Origin of the sequence: Microbacterium sp. str. 'China' (assembly GCF_002993305.1) — a bacterium.
GTDB classification, from domain to species: domain Bacteria; phylum Actinomycetota; class Actinomycetes; order Actinomycetales; family Microbacteriaceae; genus Microbacterium; species Microbacterium paraoxydans.
Genome location: NZ_CP027434.1, coordinates 1,011,883 through 1,033,534 on the forward strand (window position 1 = coordinate 1,011,883; position 21,652 = coordinate 1,033,534).

General features: G+C 72.6%; 18 protein-coding genes. 9 read left to right on the top strand and 9 right to left on the bottom strand.

Going from position 1 to position 21,652, the window contains the following annotated elements; all coding sequences use genetic code 11:
- Window positions 1-5: 5 nt before the first annotated feature.
- Window positions 6-773 (bottom strand): IclR family transcriptional regulator, encoded by a 768-nt coding sequence (locus C6C15_RS04810; protein WP_105949410.1) that lies wholly within the window; start codon window positions 771-773, stop codon window positions 6-8.
- Between the two features lie 148 nt (window positions 774-921).
- On the opposite strand from C6C15_RS04810, the gene dhaK reads away from it, so the two are divergent.
- From dhaK to C6C15_RS04845, 7 genes are all read left to right on the top strand, one after another.
- Complete coding sequence (gene dhaK, locus C6C15_RS04815) at window positions 922-1,914, top strand: dihydroxyacetone kinase subunit DhaK (RefSeq protein WP_060923637.1); 993 nt, start codon at window positions 922-924, stop codon at window positions 1,912-1,914.
- The gene (gene dhaL / locus C6C15_RS04820) at window positions 1,914-2,555 is read left to right on the top strand and encodes a dihydroxyacetone kinase subunit DhaL (RefSeq protein ID WP_083371088.1); all 642 of its coding nucleotides are present in this window, start codon (window positions 1,914-1,916) and stop codon (window positions 2,553-2,555) included. The genes dhaK and dhaL overlap by 1 nt, the downstream gene beginning before the upstream one ends.
- Window positions 2,552-5,095, top strand: coding sequence for a phosphoenolpyruvate--protein phosphotransferase (gene ptsP, locus C6C15_RS04825; RefSeq protein WP_105949411.1), 2,544 nt, complete (start codon window positions 2,552-2,554; stop codon window positions 5,093-5,095). Before dhaL ends, ptsP begins: the two co-directional genes overlap by 4 nt.
- A 171-nt stretch (window positions 5,096-5,266) precedes the next feature.
- Window positions 5,267-6,574: a sensor domain-containing protein gene (locus tag C6C15_RS04830; RefSeq protein ID WP_105949412.1), complete on the top strand. Its 1,308-nt coding sequence runs from the start codon at window positions 5,267-5,269 to the stop codon at window positions 6,572-6,574.
- Window positions 6,575-6,680: 106 nt separating this feature from the next.
- On the top strand, window positions 6,681-7,106 hold the full coding sequence (gene paaI / locus C6C15_RS04835) for a hydroxyphenylacetyl-CoA thioesterase PaaI (RefSeq protein ID WP_105949413.1): 426 nt from the start codon (window positions 6,681-6,683) through the stop codon (window positions 7,104-7,106).
- A 33-nt stretch (window positions 7,107-7,139) separates the two neighbouring features.
- Entirely contained in the window at window positions 7,140-8,456 is a 1,317-nt protein-coding gene (gene paaK / locus C6C15_RS04840; protein ID WP_105950757.1) for a phenylacetate--CoA ligase PaaK, read from the top strand.
- Window positions 8,457-8,519: 63 nt separating this feature from the next.
- Window positions 8,520-9,128 (top strand): TetR/AcrR family transcriptional regulator, encoded by a 609-nt coding sequence (locus C6C15_RS04845; RefSeq protein ID WP_060923116.1) that lies wholly within the window; start codon window positions 8,520-8,522, stop codon window positions 9,126-9,128.
- Window positions 9,129-9,213: 85 nt separating this feature from the next.
- Here the strand turns inward: C6C15_RS04845 and paaZ are convergent, their stop codons facing one another.
- From paaZ to C6C15_RS04885, 8 genes are all read right to left on the bottom strand, one after another.
- On the bottom strand, window positions 9,214-11,295 hold the full coding sequence (gene paaZ / locus C6C15_RS04850; protein WP_105949414.1) for a phenylacetic acid degradation bifunctional protein PaaZ: 2,082 nt from the start codon (window positions 11,293-11,295) through the stop codon (window positions 9,214-9,216).
- A 14-nt stretch (window positions 11,296-11,309) separates the two neighbouring features.
- The gene (locus tag C6C15_RS04855) at window positions 11,310-12,185 is read right to left on the bottom strand and encodes a 3-hydroxyacyl-CoA dehydrogenase family protein (protein WP_105949415.1); all 876 of its coding nucleotides are present in this window, start codon (window positions 12,183-12,185) and stop codon (window positions 11,310-11,312) included.
- On the bottom strand, window positions 12,182-12,928 hold the full coding sequence (locus C6C15_RS04860) for an enoyl-CoA hydratase/isomerase family protein (protein WP_199787690.1): 747 nt from the start codon (window positions 12,926-12,928) through the stop codon (window positions 12,182-12,184). The genes C6C15_RS04855 and C6C15_RS04860 overlap by 4 nt, the downstream gene beginning before the upstream one ends.
- Window positions 12,925-14,115 (bottom strand): thiolase family protein, encoded by a 1,191-nt coding sequence (locus C6C15_RS04865; protein ID WP_105949416.1) that lies wholly within the window; start codon window positions 14,113-14,115, stop codon window positions 12,925-12,927. The genes C6C15_RS04860 and C6C15_RS04865 overlap by 4 nt, the downstream gene beginning before the upstream one ends.
- 119 nt (window positions 14,116-14,234) lie before the next feature.
- Window positions 14,235-15,554, bottom strand: coding sequence for an MFS transporter (locus tag C6C15_RS04870; protein WP_105949417.1), 1,320 nt, complete (start codon window positions 15,552-15,554; stop codon window positions 14,235-14,237).
- Between the two features lie 135 nt (window positions 15,555-15,689).
- Window positions 15,690-17,108, bottom strand: coding sequence for a dihydrolipoamide acetyltransferase family protein (locus tag C6C15_RS04875; RefSeq protein ID WP_105949418.1), 1,419 nt, complete (start codon window positions 17,106-17,108; stop codon window positions 15,690-15,692).
- Complete coding sequence (locus C6C15_RS04880; protein ID WP_105949419.1) at window positions 17,105-18,133, bottom strand: alpha-ketoacid dehydrogenase subunit beta; 1,029 nt, start codon at window positions 18,131-18,133, stop codon at window positions 17,105-17,107. Before C6C15_RS04880 ends, C6C15_RS04875 begins: the two co-directional genes overlap by 4 nt.
- Window positions 18,130-19,242 (bottom strand): thiamine pyrophosphate-dependent enzyme, encoded by a 1,113-nt coding sequence (locus C6C15_RS04885; protein WP_105949420.1) that lies wholly within the window; start codon window positions 19,240-19,242, stop codon window positions 18,130-18,132. Before C6C15_RS04885 ends, C6C15_RS04880 begins: the two co-directional genes overlap by 4 nt.
- A 150-nt stretch (window positions 19,243-19,392) precedes the next feature.
- On the opposite strand from C6C15_RS04885, the gene C6C15_RS04890 reads away from it, so the two are divergent.
- Window positions 19,393-19,830 carry an Lrp/AsnC family transcriptional regulator gene (locus C6C15_RS04890; RefSeq protein ID WP_071327392.1) on the top strand — a complete coding sequence of 146 codons (438 nt, stop codon included), beginning with the start codon at window positions 19,393-19,395 and terminating at the stop codon, window positions 19,828-19,830.
- Window positions 19,831-19,993: 163 nt separating this feature from the next.
- Entirely contained in the window at window positions 19,994-21,604 is a 1,611-nt protein-coding gene (locus tag C6C15_RS04895) for an HNH endonuclease signature motif containing protein (protein ID WP_105949421.1), read from the top strand.
- Window positions 21,605-21,652: the final 48 nt, after the last annotated feature.

The following is a 21,652-nucleotide window of genomic DNA, read 5'->3' on the forward strand; positions in this document are numbered from 1 at the left end:
CGCCGTCAGTCCTCGGCGGGGGCCACGGGCGGTGGCCAGGTCGTCGCGCCGAGTTCGCGGGAGATGTTCCGTGCCGTCTCGCGGAGCGCGTGCACGACGGTGTCGGATGCCGGTGCCTCCGCGGTCGGCAGCACGACGGCCACCGCGGCGACGATCGTGTTCGAGGCGTCGGCGATCGGCGCCGCGAGGGACGATTCGCCGAGGACGGCCTCATCGCTCTCCGCCGCCGTCCCACGCTCCGCGATCCCCGGCAGCTCGAGGGTCAGCCGGGCGACGTCGGTGACCGTGTCGCCGGTGAGGCTGCGCAGGGGCTCGGCGAACACGCTCTCCTGGAAGCCCTGGTCGTACGCGAGGAGCACCTTCCCCATCGCGGAGGCGTGGGCGGGGACCGCCATCCCCGTCTCCAGCATCTGAGGGCTGTCGTCGGGGCGGAGGTTGTGATGGATGACGAGGACGTCCGTGAGGTGCGGGGCGCCGAGGCGCACGGACATCCCGGTGCGTCGCGCCAGTTCCTGCGTCCAGCGCATCGCCCGCGCCCGCACGTCCAGGGTGTCGAGGTACACGTTGCTCAGCCGCAACAGGGTGGGGCCGAGCATGTACCGCTGTCCGCCGCGCTCCTTCGCGACGAGGCCGTGCGCGCGCAGCGACTTCACGAGGCCGTGCACGGTCGACGGCGGCAGGCTCAGGGCCGCGGAGAGGTCCGTGATGCCGAGGTGGCGGGCGCCCTGGAGCAGGTCGAGGATCTTCGCCGCGCGGTCGATCGCCTGGATCATGCGCGTCCTCCTTCCGGTCGTCGTCGAGCCGGGTTTCCGGTCGCCGGATCGATCTTGACAACCCGGCAGGCTCCGAGCATATTCGACATTGACGAATCCTTTTCGGATTTCCGCTCGAGACTCACGCCGCATCAAAGGAGATCGCAGGATGAAGAAGCTCATCAACGCCCCGGAGGACGTCCTCGTCGAGTCCCTGAAGGGCGTCGCCGCCGCGCACCCCGAACTCTCGGTCGACCTGGAGAACCACGTCATCACCCGGGCGACACCGAAGGCGCAGGGCAAGGTGGCCGTCGTCTCCGGCGGCGGATCCGGCCATGAGCCCCTGCACGGCGGCTACGTCGGCACCGGCATGCTCGACGCGGCCGTCGCCGGCGAGGTCTTCACCTCGCCCACCCCCGACCGTGTGCAGGTCGCCACCCAGGCGGTCGACCGCGGCGCCGGCGTTCTGCACATCGTCAAGAACTACACGGGCGACGTGCTGAACTTCGAGATGGCGGCCGAACTCGCCGCCATGGAAGGGATCGAGGTGGGCACGGTCGTCGTGGACGACGACGTGGCCGTGCAGGACTCGCTCTACACCGCGGGGCGCCGAGGCGTCGGCCTCACGGTCCTGCTGGAGAAGCTCGTGGGGGCAGCCGCGGAGGAGGGCCGCGACCTCGCGGCCGTGGTCGACCTCGCGAAGCGCATCAACGGTCAGGGGCGCTCCATGGGCATGGCCCTCACCAGCTGCACGGTCCCCGCCGCGGGCAAGCCCACGTTCGACCTCCCCGACGACCAGATGGAGATCGGCATCGGCATCCACGGAGAGCCGGGCCGACACCGTGAGCCGCTCGCCCCCGCGTCGGAGATCGCCCGGCAGCTCGTCGAGCCGATCCTCGGCGACCTCGATGCGGCAGGACCCGCGATCGTGATGCTCAACGGCATGGGCGCCACGCCCCTGATCGAGCTCTACCTCATGTACGGCGAGGTCGCCGCGATGCTGGAGAAGTCCGGCGTGCAGATCGCGCGGAACCTGGTGGGCAACTACATCACCTCCCTCGACATGGCCGGGTGCTCCGTCACGGTGCTGAAGGCCGACGACGAGCTGCTGCGCCTGTGGGACGCCCCGGTGAACACCCCCGGCCTGCGGTGGGGCGCGTGATGGCGGCCGTCGGCACCGACGTCCTCGTCGACTGGATCTCCCGGTACCGCGAGGCCGTCACCGCGCAGCGCGACTGGCTCACGGAACTGGACTCCGCGATCGGGGACGCCGACCACGGCGCGAACATGGCGCGGGGCTTCACGGCGGTCGGGGAGAAGCTCGCGGCGACGACGCCCGCGACGATCGACGAGTTGCTCAAGACCGTCGGCATGACGCTGGTGAGCTCGGTGGGCGGCGCGAGCGGCCCCCTCTACGGCACGTTCTTCCTGCGCATGGGGATGTCGGCCGGTGCGGTGACGACACTGGACGGACCGGCGCTCGCCGCCGCGCTCCGGGCGGGGCTCGAGGGCATCGTCGCGCGGGGCAAGCCCGAGGCCGGCGACAAGACGATGTTCGACGCGATGGCCCCCGCGGTCGACGCTTTCGATGCCGCCCTCGCCGGCGGAGCGGACGCGGCGGCGGCGGCCAGGGCGGCTGCGGACGCCGCGGCCGCCGGTCGTGACGCCACAGTGCCCCTCGTCGCCCGGAAGGGCAGAGCGAGCTACCTCGGTGAGCGCAGCGCCGGTCACCTCGACCCCGGTGCCGCCTCGACCGCGCTCCTGTTCGAGGCGCTCGCGGCGGCCCTCGCGGACGCCGGATGATCGGGATCGTCGCCGTCTCCCACAGTGCCCGGCTCGGGGAGGCGGCACTCGAACTCGCCCTGCAGATGGTGCCGGGCGGCGGCGTGCAGGTCCGCGTGGCGGCCGGCGCTGGCGTGGACGCGAACGGCGCGCCGATCCTGGGGACGGACGCCGTCGCGGTCTCGGCGGCGATCGACGAGCTCGCCGGCGAGGTCGACGGCGTGCTCGTGCTCATGGACCTCGGTTCGGCCGTGCTGAGCGCCGAGCTCGCGCTGGAACTGCGCAGCAGCGACGTGCCGGTGCGGCTCGCGCCCGCGCCGTTCGTCGAGGGGCTCCTCGCCGCGGTCGTGGCCGCGGCGGCCGGGGGCGACCTCGATGCGGTCGCCGCTGAAGCCGCGTCGGCCCTCGCCGCGAAGACAGGTCAGCTCGGCCCGACGGACGATGCGACGGCAGAAGACACCGAGACGTCGCCCGCGGAGCCCGCTCCTGACGGGTCGGAGCCGGCCGGGGAGACGGTGTCCCGTCGTGTGCGGGTGCGCAACCCTCTCGGCATCCACGCCCGGCCCGCCGCCCTGATCGCGGAATCGGCGGCGGGCGCGGACGTGCGCCTGCGGCGGCTGCCGGACGGCCCGGAAGCCGCGGCCGGGAGCCTGACCCGGCTGCTCGCACTCGGAGCACGTCAGGGGACCGAGGTCGAGCTCACGGGTCGGGGAGCCGACGCGGAGGCGGCGATCGACCGCCTGGTGTCGCTCTTCCAGGGCGGGTTCGGCGAGGGCGTCGAGACGGACGAGGGCGCCGCCGGCAGCCCCGGAACCGCGCCCGCGCGCGCCACCGCCGGCGACGACCAGGCGGGAGCCCGGGCCGACCACGAGTCGGCGCCGACGCCGGAGATCGTCTCCGGATCCGTGCTGCAGGGCCGCGGCGTCAGCCCGGGACGTGTGGCCGCGAGGGCGGTGTCCCTCGCGCCGGCACTCCCGGAACCGGATGCCGAGACCGTCGTCCCGCCGGAGGGTCGGGAGGCGGAGGTCTCCACGATCGAGTGGGCGGCGGTCGCCGTCGCCGATCAGCTGCGCTCGCGCGCCGAACGGGCCCGCGGAGAGGCGCGGGCGATCCTGGACGCGTCCCGGCTCCTCGCCTCGGACCCGGAGCTCGTCGCCGAAGCCACCGCCCTCGTGCGCGCACAGGGGCGGACGGCGGCGCGGGCGGTCTGGGAGACGTCCGCGGCGCATGAGGCGGCGCTCGCGGCGCTCGGCGGAAGGATGGCGGAACGCGCCGCCGACATCCGTGACGTCCGCGATCGCATGATCGCCGAGATCCTCCGGGCGGACATGCCAGGCGTCCCCGAACGAGACGAGCCGTTCGTGCTCGTCGCGACCGACCTCGCTCCCGCCGACACGGCAGCGCTGGACGGCGGGAGCTGCGTCGCTCTCGTGACCGCGGACGGCGGACCCACGTCGCACACGGCGATCATCGCGCGGGCGCTGGGGCTCCCGGCCGTGGTCGGAGTGCCAGGGGCGACCGGCATCCCCGAGGGGGCCATGCTCCTCGTCGACGGGGATCGCGGCACGATCCACGTCGACCCGGACGAGGCGGAGATCGCCGAGGCGCGGGCCGCGGCGGTCGTGGTGACCTTCGACGGACGGGGCCGTCTCGCGGACGGGTCCCGCGTACCGCTCCTGGCCAACGTCGGAGGGGCCGTGGACGCCGGGAGCGCGGCCGCTGCGCACGCCGAGGGGGTCGGACTCTTCCGCACCGAGTTCTGCTTCCTCGACCGGACGGAGGCGCCGAGCATCGAGGAGCAGGTCGAGGCGTACCGCGGGGTGCTGCGGGCGTTCCCCGGGCGGAAGGTCGTCGTGCGCACGCTGGATGCGGGGAGCGACAAGCCCTTGCCGTTCGCGAACGACGACGACGAGGACAACCCGGCGCTCGGCGTCCGGGGTCTGCGCCTCTCCCGTCGCCGGCCCGCCCTGCTCGACGACCAGCTGCACGCGCTGGCCAGGGCCGCCGATACGGAGTCCGCCGAGGTGGAGGTCATGGCCCCGATGGTCGCCACGGTCGACGAGGCGGCGGACTTCGCCGCACGGTGCCGTGCCGCGGGCCTGGACAGAGCGGGGATCATGATCGAGACCCCGGCGGCGGCGCTGCTGGCCGCCGAGCTGTTCGAGGTCGTGGACTTCGTGAGTCTCGGGACCAACGACCTCGCGCAGTACACCCTGGCTGCGGACCGGCTGTCCAGTGCGCTCGCCGATCTCAACGATCCCTGGCAGCCGGCGGTGCTGCGGCTGATCGGGACGGTCGGGGCAGCGGGACGGGCGGCGGGCAAGCCGGTCGGGATCTGCGGGGAGGCGGCCGGTGACCCGGCACTCGCCCCCGTGCTCGTGGGGCTCGGCGCGACCTCGCTGTCGATGACGCCTCGCGCACTCGGGCGGGTGGCGGCCGCGCTCGACGCGGCGGGCCCGGACGAGTGCCGTCGGGCGGCTGACGGTGCGAGCCGCGCAGCGACCGCTGCAGAGGCACGGCAGGCAGCAGCTCTCGTGCTCGGCGGAGGCGGCGCCGGCTGAGCCGCACGGCTCTTCCGGCTGCGATCGGCATGGCTTGTATGCCTTCCGTGGCATGACTATTGTCTCGTTCGCATATCGACCGTGGGCGGGCGGGCTTTGGGCGTCTCCCGACCGCTACTCTTCCGTCAGGGGGCGCCGTGTTCACGGCGCACATGATCATGCGGAGGGTTCATGTCGGCGACGGTGCACGGCGGATGGAAGCTGCGAGGAGCGGCGCTCCTCGCGGCTGTGGTGGCGGGAGTGCTGGTGGTGCTCCCGGGGTGCGCGGCGACGCCCGAGGCGACACCCACGGCGACCGCATCACGGGCGCCGGAGACCCCGACGCCCACTCCCGATCCCTATTCCGGGCCCCTCCTCTTCGTCGGGGACGAGCTCGACGCGTTCGCCCTCACGCCCGCCGAGGTCGCCGATCTTCTTCCCTCCGCGCCTCCGGCGACGGAGGTCGAGGACACGCTGCTGCAGTATTCCGACGGCGGCGGCCCGGAGTTCACGCCGGCGGTCTGCGTGCTGCTGATCATGGAAGCCTCCATGGGCAGCATCGGCGCGCGAACCGTGCCGTGGGTGAACGCGGACGACACGGGCATGAGCGGGAAGCAGGAGATCCTGCAGTTCCCGTCGGAAGACATCGCCGGGTCGCGCATGGACGACCTGGTCGACACCGTCGAGCAGTGCGCGCAGTTCGATGCGCAGGGGGCGGGGACCTTCGCCGCCGTCGCGGCGCCGGAGACGGACGGCGTCCGGGCCTTCGCCGGAACCCTGGAGATGGGCTCGGGGCAGAGCGCCTGGCGGGCCCACCACGGCTTCGCCGCGGTGGGGAACATCATCGTGCACCTGTGGCAGCCGGCCAGGGACGGTTCGGAGTTCGACGCCGAGCGTGCGGCGCTGCTCCTGCGTGACCGCGCGGGGGAGGCGAAGACCGCCTTCGTGGAGAAGCTGACCGCCACGCCGCCCGCGACGCCGACGCCGGAGACGGCCGACCCCGCAGCCCCGTGGAGCGAATGGGAGATGACCGCGATGGGCGTCGGACCGCTCCAGCTGGGTATGTCTCGCGAGGAGGCGCTGGCGGCGGTCCCGGGGACGACCGCGCAGGCCGCCGGCGGGACGGACACGCTGGTGCGCCTCACGAGCGGGGACGACGCGAGCACGCTCCTGCTGCAGTTCACGGACGATGGCACGACGCTCGCGGGGATCACCGCCGGCATCGCGAACGTGCAGGGCGACGTCGAGCCGGACGGTGCCGACCTGCCCGCGACGGGCGGAGTCCGCATCGGCGCGCCGGTGACGGAGGCGACTGCCGCATTCCCGGAGGGCACCTTCATCCGCATCGTCTCGTCGGGGGAGTACTTCTACCAGTCAGCGACGCGGGACGGGGGCATCATCCGCTTCCGCGCCGATCGGGATGCGGCGGACCCCGCGGCCGTCATCACCGGGGTGACCGTGGAGGACGCGACCCTCTGGCCGCCGCTCACGATCAGGTGAACCGTCGACCGTCGTCCCGACCTCCTTGCGTTACTGACCGATCGTTCAGTTAGTATGGGCGGACGGGACGCGGTGGTCCCGTCCCAGCACGACGAGGAGGTCGGCGATGACGGAGGCGACGGATACGGCGGAGGCTGTGCGGCCGAACCGGGCCATGATGGAACGCGACCGGGCCTCGGCGATGCTCGGGCTCGTGGTCGAACGCGACGACCCGGGATACGCGGTCGTGTCCATGCGCGTCCGTGAGGACATGACCAACGGCTTCCAGATCACCCACGGTGGCCTCGTGTTCGCGCTCGCCGACACCGCCTTCGCGATCGCCTGCAACGAGGACGATCGGGTGACGGTGGCTGCCGGTGCCGACATCTCGTTCCTCAAGCCCACCGTCGCGGGGCAGACGCTCACCGCGACGGCCGTCCGCCGCACCCGCACCGGTCGCTCCGGCCTCTACGACGTGACGGTCGTGGACGAGCAGGGCGACGCCGTCGCCGAGTTCCGCGGCCGCTCCCGCACCACCTCCCGCACCTTCTGATCCCACCCGTTCCGAGGAGTCCCCGTGTCGACGATGACCGCCCCCGCCTCCGCCCTCCGCCCGCCGACGACTGAGGAGCTCGATCCCGAGGAGCGGCTGAGCCGTGCCGAGATCGAGCAGCTCCAGCTCGAGCGCCTGCAGTGGACCGTGCAGCACGCCTACCGCAACGTGCCGCTCTACACGCGGAAGTTCGACGACGTGGGCGTGCATCCCGACGACATCCGCACGCTCGACGACGTGCACCGGCTGCCCTTCACCACCAAGGACGACCTGCGCGAGACGTACCCGTTCGGGATGTTCGCGGTGCCGATGGCCGACGTCGCCCGCATCCACGCGTCCAGCGGCACCACGGGCCGCCCGACCGTCGTCGGCTACACGCGCGGCGACCTCGACCGCTGGGGGACGCTGGTGGCCCGGTCGCTCCGCGCCAGCGGCATCCGGCGCGGCATGAAGGTGCACAACGCCTACGGGTACGGCCTGTTCACCGGCGGGCTCGGGGCGCATGCCGGCATCGAGGCCCTGGGTGCCACCGTGATCCCGATGTCGGGCGGACAGACCGCCCGCCAAGTGCAGCTCATCCGCGACTTCGAGCCGGACGCGATCCTGTGCACCCCGAGCTACCTGCTCACGATCGCCGACGCGATGGCGGCGCAGGGCATCGACCCGCGGTCCACCTCGCTCCAGGTGGCGGTGCTCGGCGCGGAGCCCTGGACCAATGAGATGCGGCACGAGCTGGAGCAGCGGCTCGGCATCGACGCCCTCGACATCTTCGGGCTCAGCGAGGTCATGGGGCCGGGCGTCGGCAACGAGTGCCTCGAGACCAAGGACGGCCCGCACCTGTGGGAGGACCACTTCCTGCCGGAGGTGATCGACGGCGACAGCCTGCAGGCTCTGCCGGACGGCGAACGGGGCGAGCTCGTCTTCACCTCGCTCACCAAGGAGGCGTTCCCCGTCATCCGCTACCGCACGCGCGACATCACCCGCCTTCTCCCCGGCACGGCGCGTCCGGGTATGCGGCGGATGGAGAAGGTCACCGGGCGCAACGACGACATGATCATCCTGCGCGGCGTCAACCTCTTCCCGACGCAGATCGAGGAGCTGGTGCTCGGGATCGAGCAGCTCACGCCGCACTTCATCCTGGAGCTGACGAAGGAGGGCCGGATGGACGCCCTCACGGTGCGCATCGAGCGCCACCCCGACCTGTCCGTGGAGACGTGCGAGGCGGCGGCGCAGGTGCTGGTGCAGCGCATCAAGGTGTTCATCGGCTCGTCGGTCGCCGTCCGGCTGGAGGAGCCCGGGGCGCTGCCGCGCAGCGAGGGCAAGTACAAGCGCGTCTACGACCTGCGCTGACACGCGGGGGTCTCGCACCCGTCTTCCGCGGTGCGCGGCGCGGGCGGTGCGAGACTGAGGGGGATGTCCGAGATGCAGACCACGCGGCGCGGCCGCCCCGGGTACGACCAGCAGGGGATCCTCGCCGTCGCGGTGGCCGCCTTCAACGAGCACGGCTACGACGCGACCTCGATCGGGATGCTCGCCGAGCGCCTCGGGCTGTCGAAGTCGGCGATCTACCATCACTTCGGGTCGAAGGACGAGATGCTCGACCGGGCCCTCGACAGTGCTCTCGGCGGCCTCGAAGCCGTGGTCGACGCGCCCCTTCCGGAGGGTGAGGGAGCCGCCGATGCGGTCGCCCGCCTGGAGCACGTGCTCCGCGGCGCCGTCCACGTGCTCGTGGACCAGCTCCCCGCCGTGACGCTGCTGCTGCGCGTGCGCGGGAACACGGACGTCGAGCGCCGCGCCCTCACCCGGCGGCGGGCGTTCGACCGCCGCATCACGGCCCTCGTCGCGGAGGCGCAGGCCGAGGGGGCCCTGCGCTCCGACATCGACGCGGCCGTCGTCGCCCGCCTGACGTTCGGCATGATCAACTCCATCGTCGAGTGGTACCGCCCCGGTGGTCGCGAGGGCGCCGACCGTCTCGCCGACGACGTCGTCGCGATCGCCCTCGACGGCCTCCGCCACCCCTGACTCGCGAGACCCCGTCTTCGCGCCGAGGCCCCGCCGTCTCCGCGTGGGAAGGGCGGGGCCTCGACGAGAACCCGGGGTCTCGGGGTCAGGCGGGGGTGAGCTCCTTCGCGACGAGGGTCAGGACGTCGTAGGTCGCGACGAGCTCGTCGTCCTGGTTCTTCAGGACCGCGTCCCAGCGCACCTCGCCGTACTCGTCGGTCTCCCGCGGCGTGATCTGCTTGGCGGTGAGCTCGACGCGGATCTCGTCGCCAGGGGAGACCGGCGTCACGAAGCGCAGGTTCTCCAGCCCGGAGTTCGCGAGCACGGGCCCGGGAGCCGGGTCGACGAAGAGCCCCGCCGCCCACGACACCAGCAGGTAGCCGTGGGCCACGCGTCCGGGGAAGAAGGGGTTCGCCGCCGCCGACGCCTCGTCCATGTGCGCGTAGAACGTGTCGCCCGTGAACGCCGCGAACGTCTCGATGTCGTCGAGGGTGACGGTGCGCGAGGGACTGACGACCTGATCCCCGATGCGCAGCTCCGCCAGCGACTTGCGGAAGGGGTGCACGCCGTCGCCGGTGTCGAACGGACGGGCCGAGGCCCCCTGGTGCCAGACCCCGGTGAGCGCGGTCATCATCTCCGGGGAGCCCTGCACCGCGGTGCGCTGCATGTGGTGCAGCACCGCCCGGATGCCGCCGAGCTCCTCTCCGCCGCCGGCGCGACCGGGACCGCCGTGCACGAGGTTCGGGAGCGGCGAGCCGTGGCCCGTCGAGCTGCGGGCGTCGTCGCGGTCGAGGAAGAGCACGCGCCCGTTGTACGCGGCGATCCCCGTGGCCAGCGTCGTCGCGACCTCCGGGTCGTGCGTCGCGACACTCGTCACGAGCGAGCCGCCGCCCCGGGCCACGAGCGCCGCCGCCTCGTCCAGCGTGCGGTAGCCGAGGATGCTGGAGACGGGGCCGAACGCCTCGATCTCGTTCACGGCGGGGCTGGTCGCATCGGCGAAGCGCAGGAGCATCGGCGCCACGAACGCGCCGTCCTCCGCGGGGCCCTCGCTGCCGTCCGCACGGCGGACCGTCGGCGTCTCGGGGGAGCCGATCACGAGCTCGCCGCCGCCCTCGCGGAGCCGCGTCACCTGCCGGAGCACCTCGTCGCGCTGGGCCGTCGAGGCGAGCGGTCCCATCGTCACGCCCTCGGCGCGCGGGTCGCCCACGACGATCCGCGCGGCGAGCCGGTCGCGCACCGCGGCGATCACGTCGTCCACCGCCTCCTCGGGCACGATCGCCCGCCGGATCGCGGTGCACTTCTGTCCGGCCTTGGACGTCATCTCCGCGACGAGCTGCTTCACGTAGGCGTCGAACTCCGGGGTGCCGGAGGTCGCATCCGTGCCGAGCACCGAGGCGTTGATCGAGTCGGTCTCGCTGGTGAAGCGGACTCCGCCGGTCTGCACCGCGTCGTGCGCCCGCAGCCGCTCCGCCGTCGACGCGGAACCGGTGAACGCGACGAGGTCGCCCAGCCGGAGGTGCTCGAAGAGGTCGGGGACGCTGCCGGACACGAGCTGCAGCGACCCCTCGGGCAGCAGCCCGGACTCGACCATCACCCGCACCATGGCCTCGGTGAGGTAGCCGGTGGGGGTGGCGGGCTTCACGACCGTGGGGACACCGGCGAGGAAGGCCGGCGCGAACTTCTCCAGCGAGCCCCAGACGGGGAAGTTGAAGGCGTTGATCTGCACCGCCACCCCGGGCAGCCGGGTGTAGATGTGCCGACCGAGGAAGGAGCCGTCCCGCGACAGGTTCTCCACGGCGCCGTCGACGTAGACCTTCGCGTTCGGCAGCTCGCGGCGGCCCTTGCTGGAGTACGCGAAGAGCACGCCGATGCCGCCGTCGATGTCGACCCAGGAGTCCTGCGCGGTGGCGCCGGTGCGGCTGGAGAGCGCGTACAGCTCCTCCTTGCGGGCGGTCAGCGCGAGCGCGAGCTGCTTGAGCAGGACGGCGCGCTGGTGGAACGTGAGCTCGCCGAGCGCCGCCTGACCGGTGGTGCGGGCGAAGTCGAGCGCCGCACCGAGGTCGAGACCGGCGGTGGAGACGCGGGCCACCGTCTCCCCGGTCGAGGCGTCGCGCACCGCGGTGGCGTCCGCGTCGGAGGCGGGCGTCCACCAGGAGCCCTGCACGTAGCTGGGGAGGATCTCGGTCATGGGGGTTCCCTTCATCAGTCGTCCCATTCGTAGAAGCCGCGTCCGCTCTTGCGGCCGAGGTGCCCCTCCGCGACGAGGCGACGCAGCAGGGCCGGGGGTTCGAAGCGCGGGCCGAGCTGTGCCGCGAGGTACTCGGCGATGCCGAGCCGGACGTCCAGCCCGACGATGTCGGTGAGCCGGAGCGGCCCCACCGGATGCTTGTAGCCCAGGGTCATGGCCGCGTCGATGTCGGCCGCGGAGGCGACGCCGTCCTCGAGCATCCGGATCGCCTCGAGGCCGAGGGCGACGCCCAGCCGCGACGATGCGAAACCCGGGGCGTCGGCGACGACGATGGGCGTCTTGCCCAGCGCGCGGACCCAGGAGGCCGCGTCCGCGACGAGAGTCTCCGCGGTCGCGCCGCCACGGACCACCTCCACCAGGGTCGAGGCGGGCACCGGGTTGAAGAAGTGCATCCCGAGGAAGCGCTCGGGGCGGTCGAGCACCGCGGCGAGCTCGTCGATCGAGATGGACGAGGTGTTGGACGCCAGCGCCGCATCGTCCGCGAGGTGCTGCTCGACACGGGTGAGCGCCTCGATCTTGAGCGACAGCTCCTCCGGGACGGCCTCGATGACGAGGGTGCAGTCCGCGAACAGGGCGGCGTCGGTCCCGGTCGCGAACCGCGCCCGGTAGACCTCGGCCGTCTCGATCGCCGTGCCGCGGGCGAGCGAGGCGTCGATCGACCCGTGCACGCGGGCGGCAGCGGCCGCGGCGGCGGCGTCGTCCCGCTCGACCACGGTCACAGGCGATCCGGCGAGGAGGAAGGCGTGGGCGATACCAGCGCCCATGCGTCCGCCACCCAGCACGCCGACGCGGGCCGGGACTGCGGCCTCGGGGGAGGAGGGCGTGCTCATCGGTCTCTCCGTTCCAGGAAGGCGGTCATGCGACGGTGCTTCTCCGGGCTCTCGAACAGCGCGGCCTGCTCCTCGAGGTCGACCGCGGGGTGCTGGTCGCGCGGCGCCCGGAACACCCGCTTGGTCGCGATGGTCGCCGCAGGGTCGTTGCGGGCGATGCGGTCGGCGACCGCATGGGCGGCGGCGAGGAGGTCTGCGGGTTCGTGCAGCGAGGAGACGAGCCCGATGCGGAGGGCCTCCTCGGCGTGCACGGTGCGTCCCGTGAGCAGCAGTTCGATGGCACGGGCGTCGCCCACGATCTCCTTGAGCCGCCAGCTCGCTCCGGCGGCGGCGAGGATGCCCAGGCCGGTCTCCGGGTTGCCGATCTTCAGGGTCGGCGTCGCGAGGCGGATGTCGGCGGCATACGCGAGTTCCGCGCCACCGCCGAGCGCGTAGCCGTCGATCGCGGCGATCACGGGCATCGGCAGCTCCGCGACGCGGACGAACGCGTGGGCGTTGATGCCGCGACGGGCGTCGTCGGCGCGACGGTCCCGAAGCTCGGCGATGTCGGCGCCCGCCGCGAACACCCCGTCGGCGCCGGTGAGGATGAGCGTGCGCGGCGTCTCCTCCAGCTCGGCGCACAGCGCGTGCAGGGCGTCGATCGTGGCCTGGTCGATCGCGTTGCGCTTGTGCGGACGGTTCAGGGTCGCGACGACGCGGTCCGCGGTGCGGGTGACGAGCAGCGGCTCGTCCGTGCCCCTCACACCTTCTCCAGGATCACGGCCGCGCCCTGGCCGACGCCGACGCACATCGTGGCGAGGCCGTAACGGGAGTCCTCGCGCTCCATGCGTCCCATCAGCGTCACGAGCAGGCGCGAGCCGGACGAGCCGAGCGGGTGGCCGAGAGCGATGGCGCCGCCGTCGGCGTTCACGCGGTCCTCGTCGAGGCCGAGCCGCCGGATGCAGGCGAGCGACTGCGAGGCGAACGCCTCGTTGAGCTCCACGGCGCCGATGGCGTCGAGGGAGAGCCCCGAGCGGCGCAGCGCCTTCTCCGTCGCGGGGACCGGTCCGAGTCCCATGATCTCCGGAGCCAGGGCGGCCGAGGTGCCGACGACGATCCGCGCGCGGGGCGTCAGGCCGTGGCGCTCGACGGCTTCGGCGCTCGCCACGAGCACGGCCGAGGCGCCGTCGTTGAGGGCGCTGGAGTTGCCGGCCGTGACGACCTCTCCGCCGGCCACGACGGGACGGAGGCGCGCGAGCACCTCGAGGGTGGTATCCGGGCGCGGGCCCTCGTCGACGAGCACCTCGCCGTCGCGGACCGGGACGCCGACGATCTCCGGGGCGAAGCGGCCGGCGGCGATCGCGGCGGCGGCGCGCTGCTGCGAGCGGACGGCGAAGGCGTCGGCCTCGGCGCGCGTGACGCCGTCGACGCGGGCCACCTCCTCCGCCGTCTCCGGCATCGTGAAGGTGGCCTTGTCCCGCGCGATGAGGTGCGGGTTCGGGAAGCGCCAGCCGATCGAGGTGTCGAACGCGGCTCCGGGCTTCGCCCACGCCTTCTCCGGCTTGGCCTGCACCCAGGGGGCGCGGGTCATCGACTCGACGCCCCCGGCGACGAGGAGATCGGCGTCGCCCGCGCGGATCGCCTGCGCGGCCATGGTGACGGCGGACATCCCGGAGGCGCACAGGCGGTTGACCGTGATGCCCGGCACGGTGTCGGGGAGACCGGCGAGGAGCACGGCCATCCGGGCGACGTTCCGGTTGTCCTCTCCGGCCTGGTTGGCGGCGCCGAGGATGACCTCGTCCAGCTCCGTACGCGCCGGGTCGAGCCCGGCGCGACGCACGGCCTCGCCGACGACGAGCGCCGCGAGGTCGTCGGGACGGACGGCGGAGAGGGTGCCGCCGTAGCGGCCGACGGGGGTGCGGACGCCTCCGACGAGGTAGGCCTCTGGCATGCGGATCTCCTGACTTCGTCGTCCTGGTGTGGTCCGGGAGCGGCCGGTCGTGAATTACTGACCGATCGTAAGGTAATTATGGCACAGGCATACGGCCGGCCGCGATCCCGGACCAGGAGTCAGACGCTGAGATCCACGCCCTTCGTCTCCTTCACCAGCGAGACGCCGATGAGCGAGATGATCGACGCGACGGCGATGTACACGCCGATCGTCCACGCGGCGTGGAACTGGTTCAGCAGCGCCTCCGCGATCATCGGTGCGAACGCGCCGCCGAGGATGGCCCCGAGGGCGTAGCCGATCGAGACGCCCGAGTAGCGCACGTTCGCGGGGAACATCTCGGCGTACAGCGCCGCCTGCGGGCCGTACGAGAGTCCGAGCGCGAACGTCATGACGAACAGGGCCACGAAGTACCAGACGATGTTCGCGGTGTCGATGAGGAACCACATCGGGATGGCCCACACGGCGAGGGCGACGTACCCGATCTGGAACGTGCGGATGCGGCCGAGGCGGTCGGACAGCGCACCGCCCCACAGTGTGAAGATCAGCCAGCCGAACGAGGCAAGCGTGGTCGCCAGCAGCACCGGCGGGCGCTCCATGCCGAGACCCGTCACCGCGTACGTCGCGAAGAAGGCGATCAGCAGGTAGCCCGCGGCGTTGTTGGCGATGAAGATGACGGCCGTGAGGACGACCTGCTTCGTGTGCGCCCGGAAGAGCTGCCCGAGGGGCGCCGACGCCTCCTTGCGACGGCGACGGAGGTCTTCGAACACGGGGCTCTCGTCGACCGCGCGACGGATGACGTAGCCGACCGCGATGAGCACGATCGAGAGCAGGAACGGGATGCGCCAGCCCCACTCGAGGAAGGCCTCGGGGGACATCGAGCTCGTGAGCGCCCAGAGGGTGAAGGTGGCGAGGATCATGCCGACCGGCACGCCGATCTGCGGGAACGCGCCGAAGAGGCCGCGTCGCGCCGTCGGGGCGTGCTCGACGGCCATGAGCGCCGCGCCGCCCCATTCGCCGCCGGCCGAGAAGCCCTGCAGGATGCGCAGGAGGATCAGGAGGATCGGGGCGGCGACGCCGATGGCGGCGTACGTCGGCAGCAGGCCGATGAGGGAGGTGGACAGCCCCATCATCACGAGGGTGAAGACGAGCATCTTCTTCCGGCCGAGCTTGTCGCCGAGGTGTCCGGCGACGATCGCGCCGAGCGGGCGGAACAGGAACGAGATGCCGATGGTCGCGAAGGAGAGCACCTGGGCGAGCCCGGGACTCGACTCCGCGATGGGGGCGAGGAAGAGCGGGGCGAGCACGAGGCCCGCCGCCTGGGCGTAGATGAAGAAGTCGTACCATTCGATCGACGTCCCCACGAGGGTGCCGGCGAGGACGCGCCGCTCCTCGGCGGGCATCCTTCCGGTCGACGAGGCGGCTGCGGTGGCTGAGGTCATGCGAACTCCGTTGTTCTGCGAGGGGGGAGCGCCGACGCGGGTACGTCGGCGATGACTTACCGAATGATCGGTCAGTAATCGCCGAGCGTAGCGTATCGGCGCTCCGCCCACGAGGGTTCGCCGGCCGGGTCGACCTCAGACCCGCCCGAAGGCGCGGAGCGGATGCTCGATGAGCTCCACCACGCGGCGGAGGAATCCGGCCGCATACCCGCCGTCGCAGACCCGGTGGTCGAACACGAGCGAGAGCTGGACGATGCGACGCGGCACGATCACCCCGTCCACGACCCAGGGGCGCTCGATGATCCGGCCGATGCCGAGGATCGCGACGTCGGGGTGGTTGATGATCGCCGCGGAGCCGTCGACGCCGAGCCCGCCGTAGTTGTTGAGGGTGAAGGTCGATCCGCGGAGGCGCTCGGGCGGCAGCGTGCCGGTGCGCGCGGTGGCCGCGAGCTCGCGCAGGGCGACATCGAGGTCGGTGACCGTGAGCCGGTGCGCGTGCGGGACGACCGGGACGAGGAGACCGCGTTCGGTGTCGGCCGCGACGCCGAGGTTCACGCCCTCGAACGAGATCAGCTCGGAGCCGTCGTCGCTGAGCCGGGAGGCGAGCACCGGGTAGTCCTCCAGTGCCAGCAGCACGAAGCGCGCGAGCAGCGCCGTGATCGACGGGGCCTTCGCGCCCTCGGGAGCCATCTGCCCGCGGAGATTCCAGAGCTCGGTGGCGTCGACGTCGACCCACACGGTGGCCTCGGGGATCTCCGAGCGGCTGCGGGCGAGCCGGGCGCTCACGGTGCGGCGCAGCGGGGACAGGCGCTCGCGACTGCGAACCGGGAGGCCGTCGATCTCGCCGGTGGGAGCGGTCGCGGAGGTCGGCGTCGGGGCCGCGGCGACGCCGTCCACCGCGTGGTCCACGGCGGCGCGCAGCACGTCGGCGCGCGTGATCGCCCCGTCCGCTCCGGTGGGGGAGATCGTGTGCACGTCGAGGCCCAGGTCGCGGGCGAGGCGCCGCACGAGCGGCGACCGGACGGCGACCGGCGCGGGTCGCGCGGGCTCGCGGGAGGCCGGTGCGGGCGACTCCGGAGCGGTAGGGGCGGGGGCCGCCGGTGCGGGCGCTGTCGAGGCGGGTGCCGGTGTGGGGCGTGGTGCCGCGGGGCGACGTCGCCGACCCGTCGAGGCGGACGCGGAGGTGCCGTATCCGATGAGGACGTTGCCCGACCCCGCACGCTCCTCCTGCCGGTACGCCTCGTGCTCGGGCTGCGCGGCGGGGGCCTGCCGCGCGGACGCGGTCTCCTCGCTGCTGGGGTCGGCGACCTCCAGCACCGGGGCGCCGACGTCGATGGTGTCGCCGGGCGTGCCGTGCAGCGCCGTCACGACACCCGCGAACGGCGAGGGCAGTTCGACGACGCTCTTCGCGGTCTCGACCTCGGCGATGGCCTGATCGGTCGCGATCGTGTCGCCGACGGCCACCAGCCACTGCACGAGGCCGGCCTCGGTGAGTCCTTCGCCGAGGTCGGGGAGGCGGAACACGCGGGTTGCGGTCTTCACCGGGGTGCTCATACGTCGTCCTCCCAGTGCAACGTGTCGATCGCGTCGAGCACCCGATCGACGTCCGGCAGGTACCAGTGCTCGAACTTCGGCGGCGCGTACGGGGTATCGAACCCGGTCACCCGCCGCACGGGGGCTTCCAGGTACTCGAAGCAGCGCTCGAACACCCGGGCCTGGATCTCGGAGGCGACGCTGACGAATCCCGGGGCCTCGGCGATGACGACCGCGCGTCCCGTGGACCGCACCGCCGCGGTGACCGTCTCGTCGTCGAAGGGGGAGAGGGAGCGCACGTCGACCACCTGCACGCTGCGCCCTTCGCCCGCGGCGACCTCCGCCGCCTCCAGCGCGAGCGGCACGGAGGCTCCGTACGCGAGGAGGGTCACGTCGGAGCCCTCCCTGGCGATGCGCGCCGCGCCGATCTCCGCCGTCACCGCGGTGTCGACCTCGCCCTTCGACCAGTAGAGCTTCTTGGGCTCGAGGAAGACCACCGGGTCCGGCGAGGCGATGGCTGCCCGGAGCAGTGAGTAGGCGTCCTGCGGGGTGGACGGGCTCACGACGGTGAGGCCGGGCGTGTGCGCGTAGTACGCCTCGGACGAGTCGCAGTGGTGCTCGACGCCCCCGATGCCGCCGCCGAACGGGATGCGGATCACGAGCGGCATGCGCATCCCGCCGCGGGTGCGGTTGCCGAGCTTCGCGACATGGCTCACGATCTGCTCGAACGCGGGGAGGGCGAAGGCGTCGAACTGCATCTCGACGACGGGGCGCATCCCGTTCATCGCCATGCCGACGGCGGTGCCGATGATGCCGGACTCCGCGAGCGGGGTGTCGAAGCAGCGGTCCTCGCCGAAGCGGGCGGTGAGTCCGTCGGTGATGCGGAAGACGCCGCCCAGGGCTCCGACGTCCTCTCCGAACACGACCACGTCAGAGTCCGCGGCGAGGGCGTCGGCGAGGGCGCGGTTGAGGGCGGCGGCCATGGTCATGGTCGTCGTGGTGGCGGCGTCCGTCGCGACCGGCGTCTCGTGCTCGGCGATGGTCATCGGGGGCCTCCGGTCGTCATCGTCTCGGCGGGGTGGGAGCGGGCGATCTCGTCGCGGAGGAGCCGCCATTGCTCCTCACGCTGCGGCGAGCGGGTCGCGGTCACGAAGCGGAAGAGGTCTTCCGGGTCGAGCTCCGCATCGGTGTTCAGGGCGGTGCGCATGGCGGCGGCGATCTCCTCCGCGCCCGCGGCGAAGCGCGACTCTGCCTCGTCGTCCAGAGCGCCGGTCGCGGTGAGGTGCGCGCGCAGGCGGAGCAGCGGATCGCGGGCGAGCCAGGCCTGCACCTCCTCGCGTTGGCGGTAGCGGGTGTCGTCGTCGGCGTTGGTGTGCGCCTGCATGCGGTAGGTGTGCGCCTCGACGAGGGAGGGGCCGCCACCGGCGCGGGCGCGGTCCACGGCCTCCGTGAGCACCGCGAGGACCGCGGCCACGTCGTTGCCGTCGACGCGCTGCCCCGGCATGCCGTAGCCGACCGCCTTGTGGGCGAGGGAGGGGGCGGCGGTCTGCCGGGAGAGGGGGACCGAGATCGCGAACTCGTTGTTCTGGACGAAGAACACGACGGGCACGTGGAACACCGCCGCGAAGTTCATCGCCTCGTGGAAGTCGCCCTCGCTCGTCGCGCCGTCGCCGCAGAGCGCGAGCACCACGGTGTCCTCGCCGCGGTGCTTCGCCGCCTGCGCGAAGCCGACCGCATGCAGGAGTTGAGTCGCGAGCGGGGTGGCCTGCGGGGCGACGCGGTGCGCGCGCACGTCGTAGCCCGAGTGCCAGTCACCCTTGAGGAGCACCATCGCCTCCGCAGGCGCGACGCCGCGGGCGATCACGGCGACCGAGTCGCGGTAGGTGGGGAAGAGCCAGTCGGTGTCGCCGAGTGCCATCGCCGCGGCCACCTGGCAGGCCTCCTGGCCGTGCGACGACGGGTAGACCGCGAGGCGGCCCTGGCGCACGAGCGCGCCGGCCTGATCGTTGATGCGACGGCCTTCGACGAGGCCGCGGTAGGCCGCCAGCAGGACGTCGGCGGCGGGGAGCGCGTAGGCCTCGTCGGGGAGGGTGGTCCCGTCCTCGGCGATCAGTCGTACCGCGGTGTCTCGCGGGAGCATGTCGTGGGGGTGCATCCGTCCGCCTTCCTTGCCGAACTCGATGAGGACAGCATGCCGCGCGTGCGACAGTCATCCAAGATCCGTCGAGGGATCGTGGACGATTGCTCGAGACATGCCACAATGGCTTCCGAAATGTCAGGATTTCCCGGACGGGAGGGGGGTGCCATGGCGGCGCTGGACGAGACGGATCGCGCGATCCTCGCGGAGCTGCGGCGGGATGCGCGGGCGTCCATGACCGCGATCGCCGAGGCGGTGCATATCTCCCGCGCGGGGGCGCATGCCCGCATCAAGCGCCTCACCGATGCCGGAGTGATCACCGGCTACACCGTGCGCACCGACCCCGTGCTGCTGGGGCATCACGCGAGCGCGTACGTGACCCTCGCGATCGAACAGGCCACGTGGCAGGAGGTGAGCGCGCGGCTCCGGGCGATCCCGGAGATCGAGCACATGGCGCTCGTCGGCGGCGACTTCGACGTGCTGCTGCTGGTGCGCGCCAATGACGCCCGCGACCTGCGCCGCATCGTGCTGGAGGACATCCAGGCGATCCCGTCGATCCGCTCGACACGGACGATCCTGATCTTCGAGGACTTCGACCGGGCGTGACGGTCGTCTCCCGTGACGGGGTCGTTGGGGTGCGGCGGTGGTGTGGAGAGGTGATTGCGCGTCTCTTCGCGTGCAGGAGGAGTCCTTCGCGCGTACTGGAATATCGCTCTGAGCAGGGGTAATCCGGCCTCGCAATGTCGGTGGCCCTCTGTTGAATCGTCGTATGGAAAGCACCCCGGCAGCGGTTCTCGACGACACGGTCGTCGCTCTCGACGCCGTGCTGCAGTCCGGCACCGTAGGCGCTCTCGATGCCGGGGCGATGATGGACCTGCTGCGGGTCGCGGGTGAGATCCAGCGACGCGTGGAGGCCGTGATCGTCGACGCGGTGGCGAGCGTCGATCCGCGTCCGGCGGGGTCCGGGGAACCGGCGTTCTGCGGACGGTTCGGCTGCCGCTCGATGAACGAGCTGCTGCAGCGTGTGCTCCGCACCGACGGCGCGTCCGCCGCGCGCCTGGTGAAGGCTGCGCGGTTGGTGCGACGCGAGGTCGATCTCTCCTCCGGGGAGTGGCTGCCGGCGCGGTGGCCGGCGCTGCGTGAAGCGCTCCTCGACGCGGCGATCGGCGTGACCGGGCTGCTGGCCGCGACCGGGCCGATCGAGCAGGCCGGCCCTCGCGTGCGCCTCGCCGACCGCTGGGAGGCCGACGCGTATCTCGCGGAGGTCGCTCGGGGTGAGGAGAGCGACGACGAGAACAGTGAGGATGACGAGAACGAGCCCGGTCCGGCGCCGACGCCCGAGGAGCTGCGGGTGCGGGCGCAGCTCATCGTGCAGTACCTCGACCCCGACGGCGCGGAGCCCGCGGAAGACATCGCGTTGCGCGCTCGCGGTCTGGTGCTGGGGCGCGCCAAGGACGGTGTGATCCCGGTCCGGGGCGCACTGCTGCCCGAGGTCGCGGGGCAGCTGCAGCGGATCTGGGACGCGTACCTGAACCCGAAGGTCGACGGGCCGCCGCTTCCCGGCGTGCACTTCGTGCCGTCCGCGGAACTCGCGGATGCTGAGTGGCGGCACACCGCGGTGTCTCCGGACGACGATGTGCTCCCGTCCGGCGACCCCGGCGGGATGGCCGACGGGCGCACGCGGGCACAGAAGCAGTACGACGCGCTCGCGGCGGCCCTGGGGATCGCGGCCCGGCACGACGACATGCCACGGCTGGGCGGTGGGGCCCCGACACTCGTGGTCACGGTCGGCGCCGAGGACTATGCCACGGGGCGCGGCTGGGCGCGGGTCGAGGGCGTCGAGACGCCGGTGTCGACGCGGGTGACCGCACACACGGCGTGCGGAGGGACGGTCCAGCGGGTCGTGCTGGGGGCAGGCGGGAGGATCGTCGGGCTCGGGTCGAGCGACCGGATCTTCACCCCGGCGCAGCGCCGGGCGATCGGCGTGCGGGACGGCGAGTGCCTCATCCCCGGGTGTCACGTCCCCGCCGCCTGGTGCGAGATCCACCACGTCACGGAGCACGCGCACGGGGGCCCGACGCACACCGACAACGGGGTCGCGCTGTGCTGGCATCACCACCGCACTCTGGACACCTCGGGGTGGCAGATCCGCATGCGCGGGGGAGTGCCGCAGGTGCGAGGGCCGGCGTGGTGGGATCCGCGGCGACGATGGCGCATGCCGCGCCCGGTGCTTCGCGGCTTCACGGACCGGACGGGGGCCGATTCGCTCACAGGGGCCCGATTCGCTCACGCGGGACCGGCGCGGGAGCGCATCCTTCGCGCGGGGACATCTCCGGCGCGCTCCGCGACAAGTGCGGCGGGAAAGGCCGACCGAGAATGAGAAGAAGACCGGCGTCCGCGCCGTGACCCGCTCGAAGGAGAGACACCG

Coding starts and splice junctions, on each gene's coding strand:
- C6C15_RS04810 (WP_105949410.1), bottom strand. CDS start 773: ATGATCCAGGCGATCGACCGCGCGGCGAAGATCCTCGACCTGCTCCAG.
- dhaK (WP_060923637.1), top strand. CDS start 922: ATGAAGAAGCTCATCAACGCCCCGGAGGACGTCCTCGTCGAGTCCCTG.
- dhaL (WP_083371088.1), top strand. CDS start 1,914: ATGGCGGCCGTCGGCACCGACGTCCTCGTCGACTGGATCTCCCGGTAC.
- ptsP (WP_105949411.1), top strand. CDS start 2,552: ATGATCGGGATCGTCGCCGTCTCCCACAGTGCCCGGCTCGGGGAGGCG.
- C6C15_RS04830 (WP_105949412.1), top strand. CDS start 5,267: ATGTCGGCGACGGTGCACGGCGGATGGAAGCTGCGAGGAGCGGCGCTC.
- paaI (WP_105949413.1), top strand. CDS start 6,681: ATGACGGAGGCGACGGATACGGCGGAGGCTGTGCGGCCGAACCGGGCC.
- paaK (WP_105950757.1), top strand. CDS start 7,140: ATGACCGCCCCCGCCTCCGCCCTCCGCCCGCCGACGACTGAGGAGCTC.
- C6C15_RS04845 (WP_060923116.1), top strand. CDS start 8,520: ATGTCCGAGATGCAGACCACGCGGCGCGGCCGCCCCGGGTACGACCAG.
- paaZ (WP_105949414.1), bottom strand. CDS start 11,295: ATGACCGAGATCCTCCCCAGCTACGTGCAGGGCTCCTGGTGGACGCCC.
- C6C15_RS04855 (WP_105949415.1), bottom strand. CDS start 12,185: ATGAGCACGCCCTCCTCCCCCGAGGCCGCAGTCCCGGCCCGCGTCGGC.
- C6C15_RS04865 (WP_105949416.1), bottom strand. CDS start 14,115: ATGCCAGAGGCCTACCTCGTCGGAGGCGTCCGCACCCCCGTCGGCCGC.
- C6C15_RS04870 (WP_105949417.1), bottom strand. CDS start 15,554: ATGACCTCAGCCACCGCAGCCGCCTCGTCGACCGGAAGGATGCCCGCC.
- C6C15_RS04875 (WP_105949418.1), bottom strand. CDS start 17,108: ATGAGCACCCCGGTGAAGACCGCAACCCGCGTGTTCCGCCTCCCCGAC.
- C6C15_RS04880 (WP_105949419.1), bottom strand. CDS start 18,133: ATGACCATCGCCGAGCACGAGACGCCGGTCGCGACGGACGCCGCCACC.
- C6C15_RS04885 (WP_105949420.1), bottom strand. CDS start 19,242: ATGCACCCCCACGACATGCTCCCGCGAGACACCGCGGTACGACTGATC.
- C6C15_RS04890 (WP_071327392.1), top strand. CDS start 19,393: ATGGCGGCGCTGGACGAGACGGATCGCGCGATCCTCGCGGAGCTGCGG.
- C6C15_RS04895 (WP_105949421.1), top strand. CDS start 19,994: ATGGAAAGCACCCCGGCAGCGGTTCTCGACGACACGGTCGTCGCTCTC.